Raw genomic sequence first — 16,459 nt, 5'->3', positions numbered from 1 at the left:
CTCGCGTACGGCGTCAGCGGGTCAGCGGCGTCCTCAGCCGACGCTGACGGTGTTGAACCGCTCGTCCGTCAGCGGGCTGGCGATCAGGCCCTTGACGTCCTTGGTGACCACGATGGCCGGCGGGGCGTGCCAGATCGGCACGGCCGGCAGCCACTTGGCGGCGATGTCGCGGTTGACCTGCTCCCAGGCGGCCTTCTTGCCGGCCTCGTCGACCGTGCCGTCGGCCTTGCTGATGGCCGCGAACATGTCGGTCACCGACTGGTCGCCGAACTCGACCTTCGCGCGGCCGAAGAAGGTGCCGACGAAGTTGCCCGGGTCGTTGTAGTCACCGGTCCAGCCGAGCAGGTGCAGGTCGTGCTTGCCGAACTGCTGCACGTCGTCCTTGTAGCCACCGTTCCACGGGCGGGCCACACCGTTGACCTTGATGCCGACGGCCTGCAGGTCGTTGGCGAGGACGGTGAAGATCTCCTGCGGGTTCGGCATGTACGGCCGGGAGACGTCGGTCGGGTAGTAGAAGTTGAGCGTCAGGTTCTCGGCGCCCGCCTCCTTGAGCAGCTGCTTCGCCTTCTCCGGGTTGTACTCGTACTTCTGCACGTCCTGCGCGTAGCCGAGCACGGTGTCCGGCATGAACTCGTCGGCGACCTTGGTGCCACCCGGGCCCTTGGTCTGGACGAGCTGCTGACGGTTGAGGGCGTAGGCGATCGCCTGACGCACCCGCAGGTCCTTCAGCTTCGGGTTCTTCTGGTTGATGCCCAGGTAGAGGATGTTGAACGCCGGGCGGTCGAGGACCTGGAAGCCCTCACCGGAGAGCGCCTTGCGGTCGGCCGGGGCCGGGAAGTCGATGCCCTGGACGGTGCCGGCGCGCAGCTCCTGCTTGCGGGTGTTCTCGTCCTTGATGACCTTGATGACGAGCTTGTCGACCTTGGCCTTCTCGCCCCAGTAGTCGGCGTTGCGCTCGAGGGTGATCTCGCCCTTGGCCTTGTCCCAGCCGGCGAACTTGAACGGGCCGGTGCCGACCGGGTGCTCGTTGGCGAACGCGCTGTACTCGAAGGAGTCGCCGTTCTGCTTGACCGTGTCGGCGTCGTACTTCTTCAGCGCCTCGGGGCTGGCGATGGAGAGCGCGGTCAGCGCGAAGGCACCGGGGAAGGCGCCCTTGTACTGGTTCATCGTGATGACGGCCGTGCCGTCGTCCTTCGCCTCGCACTTGTTGTAGACCGGGTCGCCGGCGTCGGCGCTCTCGTTCTTCGCGAAGCCGCCGAAGACGTCCATGTAGTAGAGCATCTGCGACTGGGCGGCGGCGCCCTTCATGTTGAACCAGCGGTCGAAGTTGAAGCAGACCGCAGCGGCGTTGAAGTCGGTGCCGTCGTGGAACTTCACGCCCTTGCGGAGGTGGAAGGTCCAGACCTTGCCGTCGGCGTCGTGCTCCCAGCTCTCCGCCAGCGCACCCTGCAGATCGGCCGTACCCGGCTTGTTCTGGATGAGGGTGTCGTACATCTGGCGGATCGGCCGGAACGACTCACCGTCGTCGTTGAAGATCGGGTCGAAGTTCTTCGGGTCACCGGCGCCCGCGAAGACGAAGGTACCGCCGGTCTTGGCTCCACCGCCGTCCCCGTCACGCTCACTCTTGGCGCAGCCGGACGCCCCGACCGCCAAAGCAGCAGCGGCCGCGAGGGCCACGGCCGCCTTAAGCCTGCTCGCCTGCATCTCTCACCTCTGTCATCCGCATGACCACGCCAGGTTGTGGCCCGGTCCGTGAGCGGGAGGCTATGACACGACACACAGAAGCGGAACGGCCGTTAGGCAATCGCTATCAAGCCGACACCAAGCTGCCGGGTCTGACAGTGTCATATCTTCCGACAAACAGGGCTGTAACAGCGGAGGGCGGGTGGCGGGATCGGGCCAACCATCGCAAAGCGGACAAGAGTCGGGGTTGATCGCTCGGCCACGTGGCGAACTGCACTCATCCCACATTTCGGGCAGCCCGGTTCGGCCGGCACGGTGCTCTCCGGACGGCGCGACCCCGCCGCGGGCGAGCACCGGCCCCCGGGGGAGGCGGTTCGCCGGCACCTCCCCCGCAGCAGCTCAGATCGCCCGGCGGCCCTCGAAAGCCCGGCCCAGGGTGATCTCGTCGGCGTACTCGAGGTCGCCGCCGACCGGCAGGCCGCTCGCCAGCCGGGTCACCGCGATCCCCATCGGCTTGACCATCAGGGCCAGGTACGTCGCCGTCGCCTCCCCCTCGGTGTTCGGGTCGGTGGCAAGGATCAGCTCACGCACCGCGCCCCCGCCGAGCCGGGTCATCAACTCCCGGATCCGCAGGTTGTCCGGCCCGATCCCCTCCAGCGGATTGATCGCGCCGCCGAGCACGTGGTAGCGACCGCGGAACTCACCGGTCCGCTCGATCGCCACGACGTCCTTCGGCTCCTCGACCACGCAGAGCACCTCGTCGGTACGCCGGGAGTCCCGGCAGATCCGGCACTGCTCCGACTCGGCCACGTTGTAGCAGGTGGTGCAGAAGCGCACCAGCTCCTTCACCTTGCGCAGCGCACCGGCCAACCGGTTCACGTCGGCCGGATCCGCCGACAGGACGTGAAAGGCGATCCGCTGGGCGCTCTTCGGACCCACCCCCGGGAGGCGGCCCAGCTCGTCGATCAGGTCCTGGATGGCACCCTCGTACATCTGCCGGCTCAGAACCCGGGCAGGCCGAGGCCGCCCATCCCGCCCGCGACCGGACCCATCTTCTGCTCGGTCAGCTCCCGGGCCGCCTCGGCGGCGTTGTGCACAGCCGCGACGACCAGGTCCTCCAGGGTCTCCACGTCCTCCGGGTCGACCGCCTTCGGGTCGATCTTGATCGCCTTCAGCTCACCGGTACCGGCGACGGTGGCGGTGACCAGGCCACCGCCCGCGGTGCCGGTCAGCTCCGCCTCGGCCAGCTCGGCCTGAGCCTTGGCGATCTGCTGCTGCATCTTCTGCGCCTGCTTCAGCATCTGCTGCATGTTCGGCTGTCCACCTGGGCGCACGGATGGCTCCTTCTCGCACTCGTCTGATCGGCCGCGCCCAGCCTAGTCGGGCATCGGCCGCTGTCCTCGCCGGCCGAGGTGTTCCTCAACGCGTCTCGGCCTCGCCGATCTTCTCGGCCCCGAACGCCTCGCGGAGCAGCTGCACCGCCTGCTCCTCGCTGGACTGCCGGGCGGCCTGCTCGTCGATCACGTCGTCCAGCGGCTCGTCGCCCGGATCGAAGCCCTCGTACGCCGGGGCGGCCGGAGCCGGAGCCGCCCGACGGCCACCGGGACGGACCGGCCCGTCGAAGTCCGGGTCGTAGGGCGGCTCGCCGGCCCAGTCGGCGTCCGCGGTCTGCCGGGCCGCCGGGGCCGGTCGCGGGCCCCTGCCCGGCCCGCCCCCGGCGGCAGCCGCCGCGGCCGCCCGGGCAGCCGCGATCGCGCTGGTCTTCGGCGCGCCGCTGGCCGCCCCCGCCACCGGCTGGGGCGGGGCGACCGGCTTCGGTGCGGCGGGTGCCGCCGCCGGCCCGGAGCTCACCGTCGTGCTGCCGGTGGCCGCGCCACCCGGACGCGCCGGCTCCGGCCAGTCCTCCCCGCTCGCCGCGGCGATCGGCTCCGCGGCCGGCTGCTCGCCGCTCCCGGCACCGCCCGGCCTCGCCGGTTCCGGCCAGTCCTCCTCGTCGTCGGCACCGGCCGGGTCACCCCCGCCAGCCGGGCGTCGGGCCGGGCCGCCGGCCCGGGTGGCGCCACCGGAGCCGCCCCGGGGCTCGGCGCCGGTCGGACCGGCCGAGCCGCCGGACGGGGTGTCCGGACCGGCCGCCGGTCGGGGCGCGGACGGGCGGGCCGGGCCGCCCAGCGAGGCGGCGCCCCGCTCACCGGCCACCTCGCACCGGATCTGCCAGCGGCCGCCCAGCTCCTCGTAGAGCGCGTCGGTGAGCACCCCGGCGTGGTCCGCCATCATCTTGGCCAGCACCGTCGACTTCACGGTCAGCACCAGCGTGTCGCCGTCCAGGTCACGGACCACCGCGTCGCGCATCAGCGCGGCGATCCGCTTGTTGCTCCGGTTGACCTTGCCGACCACCTCGGGCCAGACCCGGCGTACGGCGACGGCGTCGAGCGCGCCGGGCGGGGCGGAGCCGGGGCGGGGCGGCTCGGGGGTGGCCGGGTCGCGCATCACCGCCGAGGGCGGCGCCGGACGCCGGGCGGGTGCGCCGGAGGCCGGACCGTCGGGCCTCGCCGGCGGCCCGGCCGGTGCCCCGTCGGCCGGTGCCGGGCCGGGCCGGGCGGAGCCGGTCGAGGACGGTTCGGCCGGGCGGGCCGAGGCCGAACGGGCGGCGGCGGCCGCAGCGGCGGCGGCGCGGGCAGCGGCAGCCGCCGGCGGGCCGGCGGGCTCCCGGTGCGACGCGGCGGCAGCCGCGGCCGGGGCGGGAGACGCCGGGCGTACCTCCGAAGCGGGGGCGACCGGCGCGGGGCCGGCGGCGGCCGGCGGCAGCTCGCCGCCACCCAGGGTGAGCCGGCGTTCCATCCGCTCCAGGCGCTGGAGCAGGCCGCCGGTCGAGTCGTCCGCGCCGGGCAGCAGCATCCGGGCGCAGATCAGCTCCAGCAGCAGCCGGGGCGCGGTGGTGCCCCGCATCTCGACCAGGCCGTTGTGCACGATGTCCGCGCAGCGGGACAGGGTGGCCGGACCGAGCCGCTGGGCCTGGGCGGTCATCCGCTCGATCTGGTCGGCCGGACCGTCGATCAGGCCCTTGGCGGCGGCGTCCGGCACCTGCTGGAGGACGATCAGGTCGCGCAGCCGTTCCAGCAGGTCGGAGGCGAACCGGCGCGAGTCGTGCCCGGCCTCGGCGACCCGGTCGACGGTGGCGTACGCCGTCGCGCCGTCCCCGGCGGCGAGCGCCTCGCACATCTCGTCGATCAGCGCCGAGTCGGTGACGCCGAGCAGCGCAGCTGCCCGGGCGTAGCTGACCCCCTCCGGGCCGGCGCCCGCGATGAGCTGGTCGAGCACGGAGAGGCTGTCCCGCATGCTGCCCCCACCGGCGCGCACCACCAGCGGGAACACCGCCGGCTCGACCTTGACCCCCTCCGCCTCGCAGAGCTGCTCCAGGTACGGCCGGACCACCTTCGGCGGGAACAGCCGGAACGGGTAGTGGTGGGTCCGCGACTTGATCGTGCCGAGGACCTTCTCCGGCTCGGTGGTGGCGAAGATGAACTTGACGTACTCCGGCGGCTCCTCGACCAGCTTGAGCAGGGCGTTGAAGCCGGCCGACGAGACCATGTGCGCCTCGTCGATGATATAGATCTTGAAGCGGCTGCGGGCCGGCGCGAAGAACGCCTTCTCGCGCAGCTCCCGGGCGTCGTCGACACCGCCGTGGCTGGCCGCGTCGATCTCGATGACGTCGATCGACCCGCCGCCGTCGGGGGCCAGCGAGCGGCACGACTCGCACTGCCCGCACGGTTCGGGGGTGGGGCCCTGCTCGCAGTTGAGCGAGCGGGCCAGGATCCGGGCACTGGAGGTCTTGCCACAGCCCCGGGGGCCGGAGAAGAGGTAGGCGTGGTTGAGCCGCCCGCTGCGCAGCGCCTGCGACAGCGGCTCGGTGACCTGCTCCTGGCCGATCATCTCGGCGAAGGTGCGCGGCCGGTACTTGCGGTAAAGGGCCAGTGCCACCCGTACCGCCTCCTCTCGACCGAGCCATTCTGCGCCGGTCGGGCGCGGGTGACCACCCACCACCCCGTGACCTGACCCGCAGGAACGTTACCGGCACCCGGAGACAGAAAGGCCCCCCGTGCACCCGTCAGAGCCCGCTTATCCTTGCTGCCTTCCGGCCCTGGGGAGGTTCACGAGATGTACGCCGCACGGGGGGTGCCGCCAAGCCTACCCGACCCGTCGTCGATCTTCAGGGGGTGGTGGGGTGGCCCACCCGTCGGGGACCTGTATCCTGGCTCGCGGAGGATTCGCCTAGAGGCCTAGGGCGCACGCTTGGAAAGCGTGTTGGGTTAACACCCTCACGAGTTCGAATCTCGTATCCTCCGCTCTCTTGAGCAGGAAGAACGACAGGGCCGGCCCCTACGGGGACCGGCCCTGAGTCGTCTCTACGGTCGCTCTCGGCTCAGTTGTCGTCTCACTTGCCCTGTTCCGGCCGGTCTGACGGCGGCCCGCGCGGGTCTCCCCCGGTCGGCGCGGCGCGTCGCCCCAGAGCAGTCCGCCGAGCTGCTGGGCGATGTCCCGGCGCACCTCGTCGGTCATGTGCTGGTAGCGCACTGCCATCGCCGAGTTGGACCAGCCCATGATGCCCATCGCGGCCCGTGGATCGCCTCGGCGCTACCGGCTACCGCCGCGGGCGGCCTCCACCTCCGCGACGGCGGCACGCATGTGGTCGGCGAGCGCCGCGAGGAAGGCCGCCGCGCCGGCGTCCGACGGGTCGTCCAGCACCCAGTTGCCGTTCCAGCCGATTACGCGGGCAAGGGCATCCGGCGGCTGAGGTTCCGCCAGCACCCGCTCGATCGCGGCGACCTCGCGCCGGACGTTCCTTACGTTGAAGGCAGCCTTACGGCGAATGTGGTCGATCACCTCGTCGAGGCTGTCGGTGTCCGCCAGGTATGCCGAAGCCAGATCGGTGACCGCCTCCAGCGGGCTGCGGGCATTGAGTTCCTCGACGCGCCGGCGGCTCGCCTCGGGCAACCGGGGCGGATCCATGACTGGTGTCAGCCTCTCGGATTGGCGCTGGGGAACGCGCTGACGATATACGGCTCGGGTGGGTGGGAGCCGGGCACGATGCTGATCCGGACCTCGACATGGCTGGTCACGTGGTGGTGCGCGTGGCGCGGCCCGACACCGTAGGCCCCGTCGTTGTAGTACCCCTCGCCGACCCGGTTACCGAAGTCGAAGTTGCCGCTGTGGGGTCGAGGTCGTTCTGCAACTCCTGGTCGGTCCGATCCGCCGGCCGATGGATGGCGGGATTCGTGATACCGCCGCCAACTGCCTCCACCCCGGCGGGTGGCCCTTCTGAATGGCCTGCCCGGTGGCCTGCTGGGCACTGGCGATGCTCGTGGCCGCCGGGACGTTGCCATGGCTCTTCGGGGGCGTGCCGCCGCCGCTGTGGCCTTCGCCGTTCGGGTTGCTGCCACCGCTGTGACCACCGCCGCCCGGGCCATGGGGCTTAGCCATCGATGCCTTGTCCGTTCACGAACACTGCCTGACTGGCGATGCCGAGCGCTACCGGCCGGCGAAGACGGACCAGTCGACGCAAAGCCTGGTCGCGGGCCGCGCTTTTTGCCCGCGCCGATCCCGCGGCGGCGGGCTCCCGCACCGCATCGGAGGTCATGATTCCATTTGGCGCCAGGTCCCGCTGCCCCGCACGCCCGGTCGCCAGCGTCTGTCAGTGCGGACCAGGTCATTCACTTCGGCGAGCCGGCAAACCCGCCCGCCGGTCCCAACCAAGGGTTAGCGTCCGAGGGTAAGGTCGCTTCCCGCTCGCCCGCCTGTCGCCGGAGGTGCAGCATGCCCGACCGGGAGCGGTTCACCGCGACAGCGGGCACCTGTACGCCGCGCGAGCCTGGGCGGCACCCGTTCCTGCTGGCCGGGTTCGCCTTCGCCATCATGGCCGACCCGGTGTCCTCCGTCGCGTACGCCATCGAGGCGGCCCTGCGCGCCCTGCACGGCGACCTGAGGCTGCTGCTGCCCACCTCCGTGCTGGTGATCGCGGTCATCGCGCTGGTGGTCGTCAACTATCACCAGATCGTCGGCCGGTATCCCAACGGGGGCGGCGCCGCCGCCGCGGCCGGCGAGGCGTTCGGTGAGGGGTGGGCGTTCCTGCCGATCGGGGCGTTGATCGTCGACTACGTGCTCACCATCGGGATCAGCTGTGCCGCCGCGGCCGCGGCGGTGATCGCCTACCTGCCGGCGCTGGCACCGCTGCGGGTGCCGATCGGCCTCGGCCTCGTCGTCGTGGTCGGCGGCCTGAGCTGGTTCGGCGCCCTCGGCCGGGCAGTGTTCGCGGTGATGACCGTCGGTTTCGTGGCGTTGGCGCTGCTGGTGCTCGGTTTCGGGGCCTTCGCCGCGCCACGCCCGGAAGGAACGGCGAGCACGGTCGCCCCGCACACCCCGGTGCTGGCGGTCGTCCTCGCCTTCCCCGCCGCGATGGCGCTCGCCACCGGCGTGGAGGCGCCGTCGTCGGCGATCGCCCAGCTGGGCCAACTGGGCGACGCGGGGCGGCGGCGGTTCGGCCGGGCCACCCTCTGGACCACGATCGGCATCGTCGGCGTGCTCACGATCGGCTTCGCCGCCGAGGCGCACCGCCTACAGATCGGGGTGCCGCCCCCGCACAGCACGCAGATCGCGGAACTCGCCCGCGTGGCCGCACCGCCACCGGTCTTCGTGGCCTTCCAGGCGACAACCGCACTGCTGCTGCTGGCCGCCGCCGGCTCCTCATACCAGGCCGGCCCCGGACTGCTCAAGGCACTGTCCCGCGCCCGGCTGCCCGGCGGGCGGGGGGTCGGGATCCTGCCGGCCGGCCTCGGCCGGACGAACCGCTGGTACACCCCGTTCCACGGGGTGCTGCTGTTCATGATCCTCGCGCTGGTCGTCACCGCCGCCGGTGGGGCTCAGGACCAGCGCCTGGTGCTCTTCTACGCCGTTTCGGTCTTCGTCAGCTTCCTGGCCGGCTTGTCGGCGATAGCGCTGTTCTCGCACCGGGAGCGGCGTCGGGTCGCTTTCGTGGTCAACGCCGTCGCGGCCGCCGTCGTCGCCTTCACCCTGGTGGTGAACGTCGCGCGGGGCGCGCCCGTGGTGTCGCTGGTGGCCACGATGCTGATCGCCGCGGTGCTGCACCACCGGTGGGTACGGGCCGGCCGGCCCCGGGGCGTCCAGCACGCCACCGCCGACTAGTGCGGTGTCCGCCCCCGCCCGCCGCCGGGTACGGTCCGGGACGGGCGGTTCTCGGGACGATCGGCTCCCCCACCGAGTACCGACCGTCCGTCGTACACATGTTCCATCCACACCCTGTGGATGGCGAGAGGATCGGATGAGTTACCAGCTCAGCGCGGTCGTGGCCGACGTCGAGCTGCTCCGCGAGCAGACCGCCGACCTGGATCACGCGGTCCTCGCCGCGCTCCGCCAGGACTTCGCGCTGCTGCCGGTCACCGCCCAGCTGGTCCAGGAGCTGACCGGCGACCTGCCGGACTTCATCACCGGGGAGCCGTCGGCGGAGCAACCCTTCCAGCTCGTCCTCTCACCGGCCCTGGCCGGTAGTGACTCCGGGTCGCGGCGCGGCGGCGGAACCGCCGGGCTGGAGCTGTCCGAGCTGCTGGCCCGCTGGTCGCAGCACGGACCGGTGGCGTACCTGGAGGCGGAGTTCGCCGGCGGGCTGGGGCACCAGGCCGCCATGGTCTGGCTGGACGGCAAGGTGAGCTGGGGCCCGCGGTTCGACCGCACGCTGGACCGGCCGCGCGCCGAGTGGCCGATCAACGCGGCGCTGTCCCGGCTGGGCGCCGAGCCGGGCGCCTGGATCGATCCCTTCGCCGAGTTGGGCCTGCACCTGGAGCGCGACACGGCCGGCTGGCTGGCGCACGGCCGGCGCGGGCTCTCCGCCGACTACTGGGACGAGCTTGCCGAGGAGTGGGAACTGCGGCAATCCGACCCGGACCAGCAACCTCATCGCCCCGGTCCCGTTGGGGACTGGGGGAATGCATGAAACTGCGACAATTTGCCTTCATTGCCACGCTGCTGGCGGCTGCCTCGATCGCCGGCAGCGGCGTCTGTCCACAGGGGCCCGACGTGCCGGCCCGGCCGGTCGGGGCCGCCGAGGTGGTCGGACTGGCCGGGCTGCGCAACGCCGAGTTCGGCGCCACCGAGGCGGAGCTGACCCGGCGCGGGGTGCTCCGTACGGACATGGACGCGTGCGGTCCGACCCTGACCGGACACGGATCGGCCAGCCCGGTCTTCGTCGGCGACCGCCTCGTCCTGCTCTGGCTCGACGACCCGATGAGCACGCCGGAGGGGATCAGCGTCGGCACCCCTGTCGGCGAGGTCCGGGACGCCTACCCGTCGGCGGTCGAACTGGCCGCACCGCAGGGAACGTACCGGTTCGACGGGCTACTCGCCCGCGACGGCGACCGGGCGTATCTCTTCCTGCACGACGGGACGACGGTCCGAAAGGTCATCGCCGGGTACGCGGACTGGGCCCGCCGCTTCTTCGACGAGGGCTACGGCCCCTGCTGACCGGCAGCACGAGCGCGGCGCCAGAGGCTGAATCCGGTCGAGCCGCCTCGAAAAGGCGGAAACGCCCGGCCGATCCTCGCGGATCGACCGGGCGTTCTCACATTTCACGAGCGGTGGCGGCGGGATTTGAACCCGCGGAGGGCGTAAACCCTCACACGCTTTCGAGGCGTGCTCCTTAGGCCACTCGGACACACCACCGCCGAGTAGGGTACAGGACCACCGGTCCGGACGCCGAACCGGTATCCCCCCGCCCGGCCTGGCAGGATCTTTGGCATGAGTACGCACATCGGCGCTGAGCCGGGAGAGATCGCCGAGCGGGTCCTGATGCCGGGCGACCCGCTGCGGGCCAAGTGGATCGCGGAGACCTACCTCGAGGGGGCCCGCTGCTACACGACGGTCCGCGGCATGCTGGGCTTCACCGGCCGCTGGAACGGCGTCGAGGTCTCCGTCCAGGGCTCCGGCATGGGCATGCCCTCCGCCTCCATCTACGCCCACGAGCTGATCAACGAGTACGGCGTGAAGACCCTGATCCGGGTCGGTTCCTGCGGCGCCCTCAGCGAGGACCTCCAGCTGCGGGACGTGGTTGCCGCGATCGGCTCGTCCACCGACTCGAACATGAACCGGATGCGGTTCGACGGTCTGATCGACTACGCCCCGGTGGCCGACTTCGGGCTGTTGCGCACCTCGGTCGAGGTGGCCGAGCGGCGCGGCATCACGATGCACGTCGGCCCGATCCTGGCGGCGGACGCCTTCTACACGGACCGGCCGGACCTTTACGACGCCCTCGCCGACTACGGCGTGCTCGCGGTGGAGATGGAGTCGGCGGCGCTCTACACGATCGCCGCCCGGTTCAAGGCTCGCGCGCTGACGATCCTGACCGTCAGCGACCACATCAAGACCGGCGAGAAGACCACGTCGCAGGAGCGTGAGCAGACCTTCGGCCAGATGGTCGAGATCGCTCTCGACACCGCCATCGCCTGATTCTTCCGAGCCTTCGACCGCCCCGGCACCGGACGGTGCCGGGGCGGTCGCGTCACAGGTCTCATAAATAAATACGACCGGTCGTGCTTTTTTCGGCTACGCTGCCCGCATGACCTCCGACGGCCGCGTTGCCCGCGGCGACCGCACCCGCACCGCGGTGCTCGACACCGCCGTGGCGCTCGCCACCGAGGTGGGCCTGGACGGGCTCTCCCTCGGCCAGCTCGCCGACCGGCTCGGGGTCAGCAAGTCCGGCCTGTTCGCGCACTGGCGGTCCAAGGAGGCCCTCCAGCTCGCCACCGTCGACCGGGCCGTGACGCAGTGGCAGGACCACATCGTCGCGCCGGCCCTACGCGCCCCGCGCGGCGTCCGGCGGCTCCGAGCCCTGCACGAGGCCCGGATCGACTTCTACGCCGCCCGGGTGCTCCCCGGAAGCTGCTTCTTCGCCAACACTGAGTTCGAGTACAACGCCCGCCCCGGCCCCGTCCGGGACCGGCTCGCCGAGGCGTTCGGCGCCTGGACCGCCCTCCTCGAACGCCTCGTCCAGGAGGCGGTCGATCTCGGCGAGCTCCCCGCCGACCTGGACGTCCCGCAACTGGCGTACGAGATCGACGCGCTCGGGATCAGCGCGGCGATGCGGTCCCGGCTGCTGGAGCCGGAGGCCACCTACCGGCACGCCCGCCAGGGCGTGCTGCAGCGCCTCCAGGCGCTGTGCCCCGACCCGACCCTGCTAACGGAAGGCCCGTCATGAGCCACGCCACCGTCGACCGTCCCGTCGTCGAGTTCGGTCACGTCGAGCACGTCACGGTGCACTTCGACGACCTCGACGCCCTCGGCATCCTGCACAACGCCCGGTACGCGGTGCTGCTGGAACGGGCGCTCACCCCGTACTGGGCCAGCCGGGGGCACGGCTTCCAGGGCCGCAACAGCTCTCCCGACGTGTTCCACGCGGTCCGCGAGTTCACCATCCGCTACCTCGCCCCGATCGCCACCACCGGCCCGGTCGCGGTGCACTTCTGGCTGGAGCGCTTCGGCACCAGCAGCGCCGAGTACGCCTTCCGGTTCCACTCGCTCGACGGCGGAACCGTGTACGCCGAGGGCACCCGGGCGATCGTCCGGCTCGACCCGGTGACCCTGCGCCCGGCCCCGTGGACCGACGCCGCCCGCGCCGTCGCGGAGACCCTCCTCGCCCCCACCCGCACCCCGGCCTGACCCGCCGCCACGGCGCCCTGATTCACGGAAACAGTCGCCATTCCGCGTGGAATGGCGACTGTTTCCGTGAATCAGCGCCCAAGGCCCGGGGGCGGGGGGGGTGGCGGGCGGTCAGCGGAAGAAGGCGCGGAGCAGGGCGGCGCTCTCCGTCTCCAGGACGCCGCCGTACACCTCGGGGCGGTGGGTGAGCCGGCGGTCGCGCAGCACGTCCCAGAGCGAGCCGACGGCACCCGTCTTCGGCTCCCAGGCCCCGAAGACCACCGTCGAGACCCGGGCCAGCGCGATCGCCCCCGCGCACATCGTGCAGGGTTCCAGCGTGACCACCAGGGTGCAGCCCGCCAGCCGCCAGCGCCCCAGCCGCTCGGCCGCCCGGCGCAGCGCCAGCACCTCGGCGTGCGCGGTCGGGTCCCCGGTCAGCTCGCGCTCGTTACGCCCGATCGCCAGCTCGGCGCCGTCCGGGCCGTAGAGGACCGCGCCGACGGGCACGTCCTCGACGGCCGCGTCGCCGGCCGCCGACGGGACGGTGTCCGGGCCGGTCACCGCGACCTCCAGGGCGCGGCGCATCCACAGCTCGTGCCGCTGCCGCCGGCCGGCACCACCCGGATCGGCCAGCCCCTCGTCCGCGCCGGGTCCGACCCGGCCCGGCCGGCCCGGGGTGGGCTGCCCCGGGCGTACGGTCTCCAGCGCCGGGTCGGTGACGTCGGCCGGCTCGCCGCCGCCGGTCCAGGGCCCGGCCGGCTCGCCGCCGCCGGTCCAGGGCCCGGCCGGCTCAGACCTCACGCAGCTCCTCGACCTCGTCCGCGCAGCCCAGCACCTGGCAGATCTCGGCGGTCACGTCGGCCGGCATCATGCCCTCGTGGCCGCAGAGGGCGAGCAGCTTCTGCGCCGAGATGCCCAGGTCGGCGAGGAGGTCCGCGTCGCCCACCGGGTCGGCCTCCGGGTCCACGGCCGGCTGCTCGGTCTCCTCGGCGCCACCGGCGGCGCGCGGCTCCTCGATGTCCTCCAGCCCGGTGACCGAGGTCTTCAGGTCACCGACCAGCAGAGCGCCCAGCCGGGACTCCTCCGCGTACGCCGAGTCCGAGCCGAAGATCCGCAGGTCCTCGCCCTCGTCGAGGCGCAGGATCACCAGATACGTGTCGTCGGCCTCGACGAAGAGCAGGGACAGGTCGGCGTCCGGTTCGACGTCGCGCAGCCGGTCGGCGACCTCCTCGATGTCGGTGACGCCCCGCAGGCTCACCTCGTCGGCGGTCCAGCCGCCGTCGGCGCGCGCTAGGGCAGCAGCGAAGTACGACACGGTCCCCCCAAAATTGGCCTCGGCAGCACGCCGACTCGTCACGCGTGCACGTTAACCGGTCGGGTCGGCAGGCGACCGGTCAACGCCCCGAAGGGCCGGCCGTTCCCGGAGAAAGTCGGTCAGCCGGCGATGCGCCGGCGGGTGGCGATGAGTTGACGCAGATGCTCGGTGCTGGCCCGCTGCGGCCGCTCGCGCTGACGTACCGCGCGGGCGCCGGCCAACTCGGCAAGGAGTTGCAGGCGGCGGCGGCTCCGCTCGGGATCGAGCCGCGGCGGGGTGGTCCAGGCCATACGGCGAGAGTGAACCGTCACCGCGCGTCCGTCAAGAGGCGTTCGCTGCGCAGCGGCTTCATCACTCACAGTCACCAGAGGGGCCAGTTTCCGCTCTGCGCCCAGCGCACCGCGACGACCGCCGCGGCGATGCTCCAGCCGCCTGCGGTGACGATCGCCACCCCGACCGCCACGCCGCGGTCGCCGTACCGGACCAGCGCCAGGGCGGCCAGCCAGGCCAGCCCGCCGGCGATCACCGTCCACCACGCGTAGCTGGGCACGTCGTGGCCGAGCAGGCCGAACAGCAGTAGCCAGGCGAACGTGGTGGCGGCGCCGCCCGCGACGCCACCCCCGGTCACCGGGTAGGGCTCGCGCCAGACCGGCCGCATCGGCGGCCCGGCCGGGAAGAGCCCCGAGGGGGTACGCGGCGCCGGACGGCCCGGGCCCGGCACGGTCTCCCCCGGAACGGCCTGCCACCCGCTCATCGCCCCTGCCCCCTTCACGGATCGTGCACGCTCCGACGTCACGCAGCGCGACCGGGACTCTCAGCATTCGTCCCCACGGTACTGGTCTGCCAGGATGACCGGATGCGCTCGCGATCGATCGGCCGCCGCCTGCGTTCGGCGTACCCGATCCTGCTGCTGGTCGTGCCGGCCCTGATCGCCGGGTGCGCCCCCGGCACCGACCCGACGGCCGCCCCGGACAGCTCCTGGGAGACACCGAGCGCGATGGCCACCGCAGCGCAGCCGGCGGAGTCGCCCACCGCCGCGTCGGCCTCCGCCACCCCGGCACCGAGCCGCACGAACCTGCGGCACGTCTTCCCGGTCAGGGCGAGCAACGTCGACTACCACCCGACCCACTCCGGGTACCCGGGTACGGACATCTTCGCCGACTGCGGCGAGCCGGTCGTGGCGGTCACCGACGGCACGGTCCTCGAGGTGAGCCGGGTGGACCGGTTCTCGAAGAGCGGCCCGCTCGGCCCGTACAACGGGGGCCTGTCGGTGTCGCTGCTCGGCGACGACGGGGTCCGCTACTACGGCTCCCACCTGAGCGCCGTCGCCGCCGGCATCGACGCCGGCGTACGGGTCCACGCCGGGCAGCCGCTCGGCAAGGTCGGCCACACCGGCAACGCCAACAACGTGTGCCACCTGCACTTCGGCCTCTCCCCGCAGTGCACCGGCCACGACGACTGGTGGATCCGGCGCGGCGTGATCTGGCCCGCGCCGTACCTGAACTCGTGGCGCAGGGGTGGCAGCCGTGGCCCGGCCACCGAGGTCGCCGCCTGGCAGAAGAAGCACGGCTGCCCGAAGGCCCCCGGCACGACCGGCGACGCCGGCTGAGCGGCGTCCACACCCGACACCCCGGACGCCCGGCGGAGCGCGACGCGGACGCGTAGGTTGCAGGGCATGACTGCCCGGGATCCCCTCGCCGACCTGCGCCGGATCGCGTTCCTGCTGGAGCGGGCGAACGAGGCCACCTACCGGGTGCGGGCGTTCCGGTCGGCGGCGAGCGCGCTCGCCGCCCTGCCCGCCGGGGAGGTGGCCGACCGCGCCCGGACCGGGAAGCTCACCGAACTGGCCGGGGTCGGTGACGTCACCGCCCGGTGCGTGACCGAGTCGCTGGCCGGCGAGGAGCCGGTCTACCTGCGCCGACTGGTCGCCACCGAGGGCACCGACCTGGACGCGGCCGCGGCGAAGCTGCGGGACGCGCTGCGCGGCGACTGCCACACCCACTCCGACTGGTCCGACGGCGGGTCCCCGATCGAGGAGATGGCCCTGGCCGCGGTCGAGCTGGGCCACGAGTACCTGGTGCTCACCGACCACTCGCCCCGGCTGAAGGTGGCCCGGGGGCTGACCGCCGAGCGGCTGCGCAAGCAGGTCGACCACGTGGCCGCGGTGAACGAGGCGCTGCCGAAGGGCTTCCGTATCCTCACCGGCATCGAGGTGGACATCCTCGCCGACGGCTCGCTGGACCAGGACGAGAAGCTGCTCGCCCGGCTCGACGTGGTGGTCGGCTCGGTGCACAGCGGCCTGAACGACGAGCGGGCGAAGATGACCCGGCGGATGCTCACCGCGATCGCCAACCCGCACCTGGACATCCTCGGCCACTGCACCGGACGGATGGTGTCGTCCCGGCCGGCGGGGGTGAAGGGGCCGGGTGACCGGGCGCACCGGGCGCGGACCCGGGCGGAGAGCGACTTCGACGCGGACGCGGTCTTCGCCGCCTGCGCCGAACACGACGTCGCCGTCGAGATCAACTCGCGGCCGGAGCGGCAGGACCCGCCGAAGCGGCTGATCCGCCGTGCGTTGGAGGCCGGCTGCCGGTTCGCCATCAACACCGACGCGCACGCCCCCGGCCAGCTCGACTGGCAACGGTTCGGCTGCGAGCGGGCAGCGCTCTGCGGCGTACCGGCCAGCCGGGTGGTCAACACCTGGAAGGCGGACCGCCTGGTCAAGTGGGCGGCCGCCCACGGCTGAACGGCGCCGGCTGCGGC

General features: G+C 72.6%; 17 protein-coding genes, 2 tRNA genes, 1 other RNA gene and 1 pseudogene. 9 read left to right on the top strand and 12 right to left on the bottom strand.

Annotated features, from left to right (window positions below; translation table 11 throughout):
* Positions 1-33 precede the first annotated feature (33 nt).
* The 5 genes from ACL02O_RS30025 to ffs form a co-directional block, all read right to left on the bottom strand.
* Entirely contained in the window at positions 34-1,704 is a 1,671-nt protein-coding gene (locus ACL02O_RS30025) for an ABC transporter substrate-binding protein (protein ID WP_412821542.1), read from the bottom strand.
* A gap of 378 nt (positions 1,705-2,082) precedes the next feature.
* Positions 2,083-2,676, bottom strand: coding sequence for a recombination mediator RecR (gene recR / locus ACL02O_RS30020; RefSeq protein ID WP_355641501.1), 594 nt, complete (start codon positions 2,674-2,676; stop codon positions 2,083-2,085).
* A gap of 8 nt (positions 2,677-2,684) precedes the next feature.
* Positions 2,685-2,993 carry a YbaB/EbfC family nucleoid-associated protein gene (locus ACL02O_RS30015; RefSeq protein WP_018786541.1) on the bottom strand — a complete coding sequence of 103 codons (309 nt, stop codon included), beginning with the start codon at positions 2,991-2,993 and terminating at the stop codon, positions 2,685-2,687.
* A 109-nt stretch (positions 2,994-3,102) separates the two neighbouring features.
* Positions 3,103-5,661 carry a DNA polymerase III subunit gamma and tau gene (locus ACL02O_RS30010; RefSeq protein ID WP_412821541.1) on the bottom strand — a complete coding sequence of 853 codons (2,559 nt, stop codon included), beginning with the start codon at positions 5,659-5,661 and terminating at the stop codon, positions 3,103-3,105.
* Positions 5,662-5,768: 107 nt separating this feature from the next.
* Positions 5,769-5,859: signal recognition particle sRNA small type (ffs, locus tag ACL02O_RS30005), an RNA gene on the bottom strand.
* Between the two features lie 82 nt (positions 5,860-5,941).
* Between ffs and ACL02O_RS30000 the strand changes: the two genes are divergently transcribed.
* A tRNA-Ser gene (locus ACL02O_RS30000) sits at positions 5,942-6,026 on the top strand.
* An 89-nt stretch (positions 6,027-6,115) separates the two neighbouring features.
* On the opposite strand, the pseudogene ACL02O_RS29995 reads toward ACL02O_RS30000, so the two are convergent.
* Both ACL02O_RS29995 and ACL02O_RS29990 read right to left on the bottom strand, forming a co-directional pair.
* Positions 6,116-6,300 (bottom strand): annotated as a pseudogene (locus ACL02O_RS29995) (site-specific integrase); the annotation flags it as partial.
* Positions 6,301-6,315: 15 nt separating this feature from the next.
* Positions 6,316-6,690: a hypothetical protein gene (locus ACL02O_RS29990; protein ID WP_412821540.1), complete on the bottom strand. Its 375-nt coding sequence runs from the start codon at positions 6,688-6,690 to the stop codon at positions 6,316-6,318.
* An 804-nt stretch (positions 6,691-7,494) separates the two neighbouring features.
* Here ACL02O_RS29990 and ACL02O_RS29985 point away from each other — a divergent pair.
* The 3 genes from ACL02O_RS29985 (at position 7,495) to ACL02O_RS29975 (ending at position 10,212) form a co-directional block, all read left to right on the top strand.
* A complete protein-coding gene (locus ACL02O_RS29985; RefSeq protein WP_412821539.1) occupies positions 7,495-8,880 on the top strand; it encodes an APC family permease in 1,386 nt (461 codons plus the stop codon).
* 136 nt (positions 8,881-9,016) lie between these two features.
* A complete protein-coding gene (locus tag ACL02O_RS29980; protein WP_412821538.1) occupies positions 9,017-9,685 on the top strand; it encodes a hypothetical protein in 669 nt (222 codons plus the stop codon).
* On the top strand, positions 9,682-10,212 hold the full coding sequence (locus tag ACL02O_RS29975; protein WP_412821537.1) for a hypothetical protein: 531 nt from the start codon (positions 9,682-9,684) through the stop codon (positions 10,210-10,212). Before ACL02O_RS29980 ends, ACL02O_RS29975 begins: the two co-directional genes overlap by 4 nt.
* 111 nt (positions 10,213-10,323) lie before the next feature.
* Here ACL02O_RS29975 and ACL02O_RS29970 read toward each other — a convergent pair.
* Positions 10,324-10,410 (bottom strand) — tRNA-Ser (locus tag ACL02O_RS29970).
* Positions 10,411-10,485: 75 nt separating this feature from the next.
* Between ACL02O_RS29970 and deoD the strand changes: the two genes are divergently transcribed.
* The 3 genes from deoD (at position 10,486) to ACL02O_RS29955 (ending at position 12,402) form a co-directional block, all read left to right on the top strand.
* Positions 10,486-11,193, top strand: a complete 708-nt coding sequence (deoD, locus tag ACL02O_RS29965) for a purine-nucleoside phosphorylase (RefSeq protein ID WP_412821536.1) — start codon at positions 10,486-10,488, stop codon at positions 11,191-11,193.
* 109 nt (positions 11,194-11,302) lie between these two features.
* Positions 11,303-11,941 carry a TetR/AcrR family transcriptional regulator gene (locus ACL02O_RS29960; RefSeq protein WP_412821535.1) on the top strand — a complete coding sequence of 213 codons (639 nt, stop codon included), beginning with the start codon at positions 11,303-11,305 and terminating at the stop codon, positions 11,939-11,941.
* On the top strand, positions 11,938-12,402 hold the full coding sequence (locus ACL02O_RS29955; RefSeq protein WP_412821534.1) for an acyl-CoA thioesterase: 465 nt from the start codon (positions 11,938-11,940) through the stop codon (positions 12,400-12,402). The genes ACL02O_RS29960 and ACL02O_RS29955 overlap by 4 nt, the downstream gene beginning before the upstream one ends.
* Positions 12,403-12,513: 111 nt before the next feature.
* On the opposite strand, the gene ACL02O_RS29950 is transcribed toward ACL02O_RS29955, so the two are convergent.
* The 4 genes from ACL02O_RS29950 to ACL02O_RS29935 all read right to left on the bottom strand — a co-directional run bounded on the left by ACL02O_RS29950 (position 12,514) and on the right by ACL02O_RS29935 (position 14,450).
* A complete protein-coding gene (locus ACL02O_RS29950; RefSeq protein WP_412821544.1) occupies positions 12,514-12,966 on the bottom strand; it encodes a nucleoside deaminase in 453 nt (150 codons plus the stop codon).
* A gap of 205 nt (positions 12,967-13,171) precedes the next feature.
* Positions 13,172-13,696 (bottom strand): tRNA adenosine deaminase-associated protein, encoded by a 525-nt coding sequence (locus ACL02O_RS29945; protein WP_412821543.1) that lies wholly within the window; start codon positions 13,694-13,696, stop codon positions 13,172-13,174.
* Positions 13,697-13,815: 119 nt separating this feature from the next.
* Positions 13,816-13,986, bottom strand: a complete 171-nt coding sequence (locus ACL02O_RS29940) for a hypothetical protein (protein WP_412821533.1) — start codon at positions 13,984-13,986, stop codon at positions 13,816-13,818.
* 71 nt (positions 13,987-14,057) lie between these two features.
* A complete protein-coding gene (locus ACL02O_RS29935) occupies positions 14,058-14,450 on the bottom strand; it encodes a hypothetical protein (RefSeq protein WP_412821532.1) in 393 nt (130 codons plus the stop codon).
* Between the two features lie 102 nt (positions 14,451-14,552).
* Between ACL02O_RS29935 and ACL02O_RS29930 the strand changes: the two genes are divergently transcribed.
* Both ACL02O_RS29930 and ACL02O_RS29925 read left to right on the top strand, forming a co-directional pair.
* The gene (locus ACL02O_RS29930; protein WP_412821531.1) at positions 14,553-15,305 is read left to right on the top strand and encodes a M23 family metallopeptidase; all 753 of its coding nucleotides are present in this window, start codon (positions 14,553-14,555) and stop codon (positions 15,303-15,305) included.
* Positions 15,306-15,371: 66 nt separating this feature from the next.
* Positions 15,372-16,442 carry a PHP domain-containing protein gene (locus ACL02O_RS29925; RefSeq protein WP_412821530.1) on the top strand — a complete coding sequence of 357 codons (1,071 nt, stop codon included), beginning with the start codon at positions 15,372-15,374 and terminating at the stop codon, positions 16,440-16,442.
* Positions 16,443-16,459: the final 17 nt, after the last annotated feature.

The organism is Micromonospora mangrovicola (assembly GCF_047200535.1).
Taxonomy (GTDB): domain Bacteria; phylum Actinomycetota; class Actinomycetes; order Mycobacteriales; family Micromonosporaceae; genus Micromonospora.
The sequence above is the reverse complement of the archived record's forward strand: the minus strand, read 5'-3'. Positions and strand labels throughout refer to the sequence as shown.

What these genes read in the sequence shown, in the direction of transcription:
- ACL02O_RS29935 (WP_412821532.1), bottom strand. Translation starts at nt 14,450, where the DNA reads ATGAGCGGGTGGCAGGCCGTTCCGGGGGAGACCGTGCCGGGCCCGGGC.
- ACL02O_RS30025 (WP_412821542.1), bottom strand. Translation starts at nt 1,704, where the DNA reads ATGCAGGCGAGCAGGCTTAAGGCGGCCGTGGCCCTCGCGGCCGCTGCT.
- ACL02O_RS29925 (WP_412821530.1), top strand. Translation starts at nt 15,372, where the DNA reads ATGACTGCCCGGGATCCCCTCGCCGACCTGCGCCGGATCGCGTTCCTG.
- ACL02O_RS29960 (WP_412821535.1), top strand. Translation starts at nt 11,303, where the DNA reads ATGACCTCCGACGGCCGCGTTGCCCGCGGCGACCGCACCCGCACCGCG.
- recR (WP_355641501.1), bottom strand. Translation starts at nt 2,676, where the DNA reads ATGTACGAGGGTGCCATCCAGGACCTGATCGACGAGCTGGGCCGCCTC.
- deoD (WP_412821536.1), top strand. Translation starts at nt 10,486, where the DNA reads ATGAGTACGCACATCGGCGCTGAGCCGGGAGAGATCGCCGAGCGGGTC.
- ACL02O_RS29950 (WP_412821544.1), bottom strand. Translation starts at nt 12,966, where the DNA reads ATGCGCCGCGCCCTGGAGGTCGCGGTGACCGGCCCGGACACCGTCCCG.
- ACL02O_RS30015 (WP_018786541.1), bottom strand. Translation starts at nt 2,993, where the DNA reads ATGCAGCAGATGCTGAAGCAGGCGCAGAAGATGCAGCAGCAGATCGCC.
- ACL02O_RS29975 (WP_412821537.1), top strand. Translation starts at nt 9,682, where the DNA reads ATGAAACTGCGACAATTTGCCTTCATTGCCACGCTGCTGGCGGCTGCC.
- ACL02O_RS29980 (WP_412821538.1), top strand. Translation starts at nt 9,017, where the DNA reads ATGAGTTACCAGCTCAGCGCGGTCGTGGCCGACGTCGAGCTGCTCCGC.
- ACL02O_RS29940 (WP_412821533.1), bottom strand. Translation starts at nt 13,986, where the DNA reads ATGGCCTGGACCACCCCGCCGCGGCTCGATCCCGAGCGGAGCCGCCGC.
- ACL02O_RS29990 (WP_412821540.1), bottom strand. Translation starts at nt 6,690, where the DNA reads ATGGATCCGCCCCGGTTGCCCGAGGCGAGCCGCCGGCGCGTCGAGGAA.
- ACL02O_RS29955 (WP_412821534.1), top strand. Translation starts at nt 11,938, where the DNA reads ATGAGCCACGCCACCGTCGACCGTCCCGTCGTCGAGTTCGGTCACGTC.
- ACL02O_RS29930 (WP_412821531.1), top strand. Translation starts at nt 14,553, where the DNA reads ATGCGCTCGCGATCGATCGGCCGCCGCCTGCGTTCGGCGTACCCGATC.
- ACL02O_RS29985 (WP_412821539.1), top strand. Translation starts at nt 7,495, where the DNA reads ATGCCCGACCGGGAGCGGTTCACCGCGACAGCGGGCACCTGTACGCCG.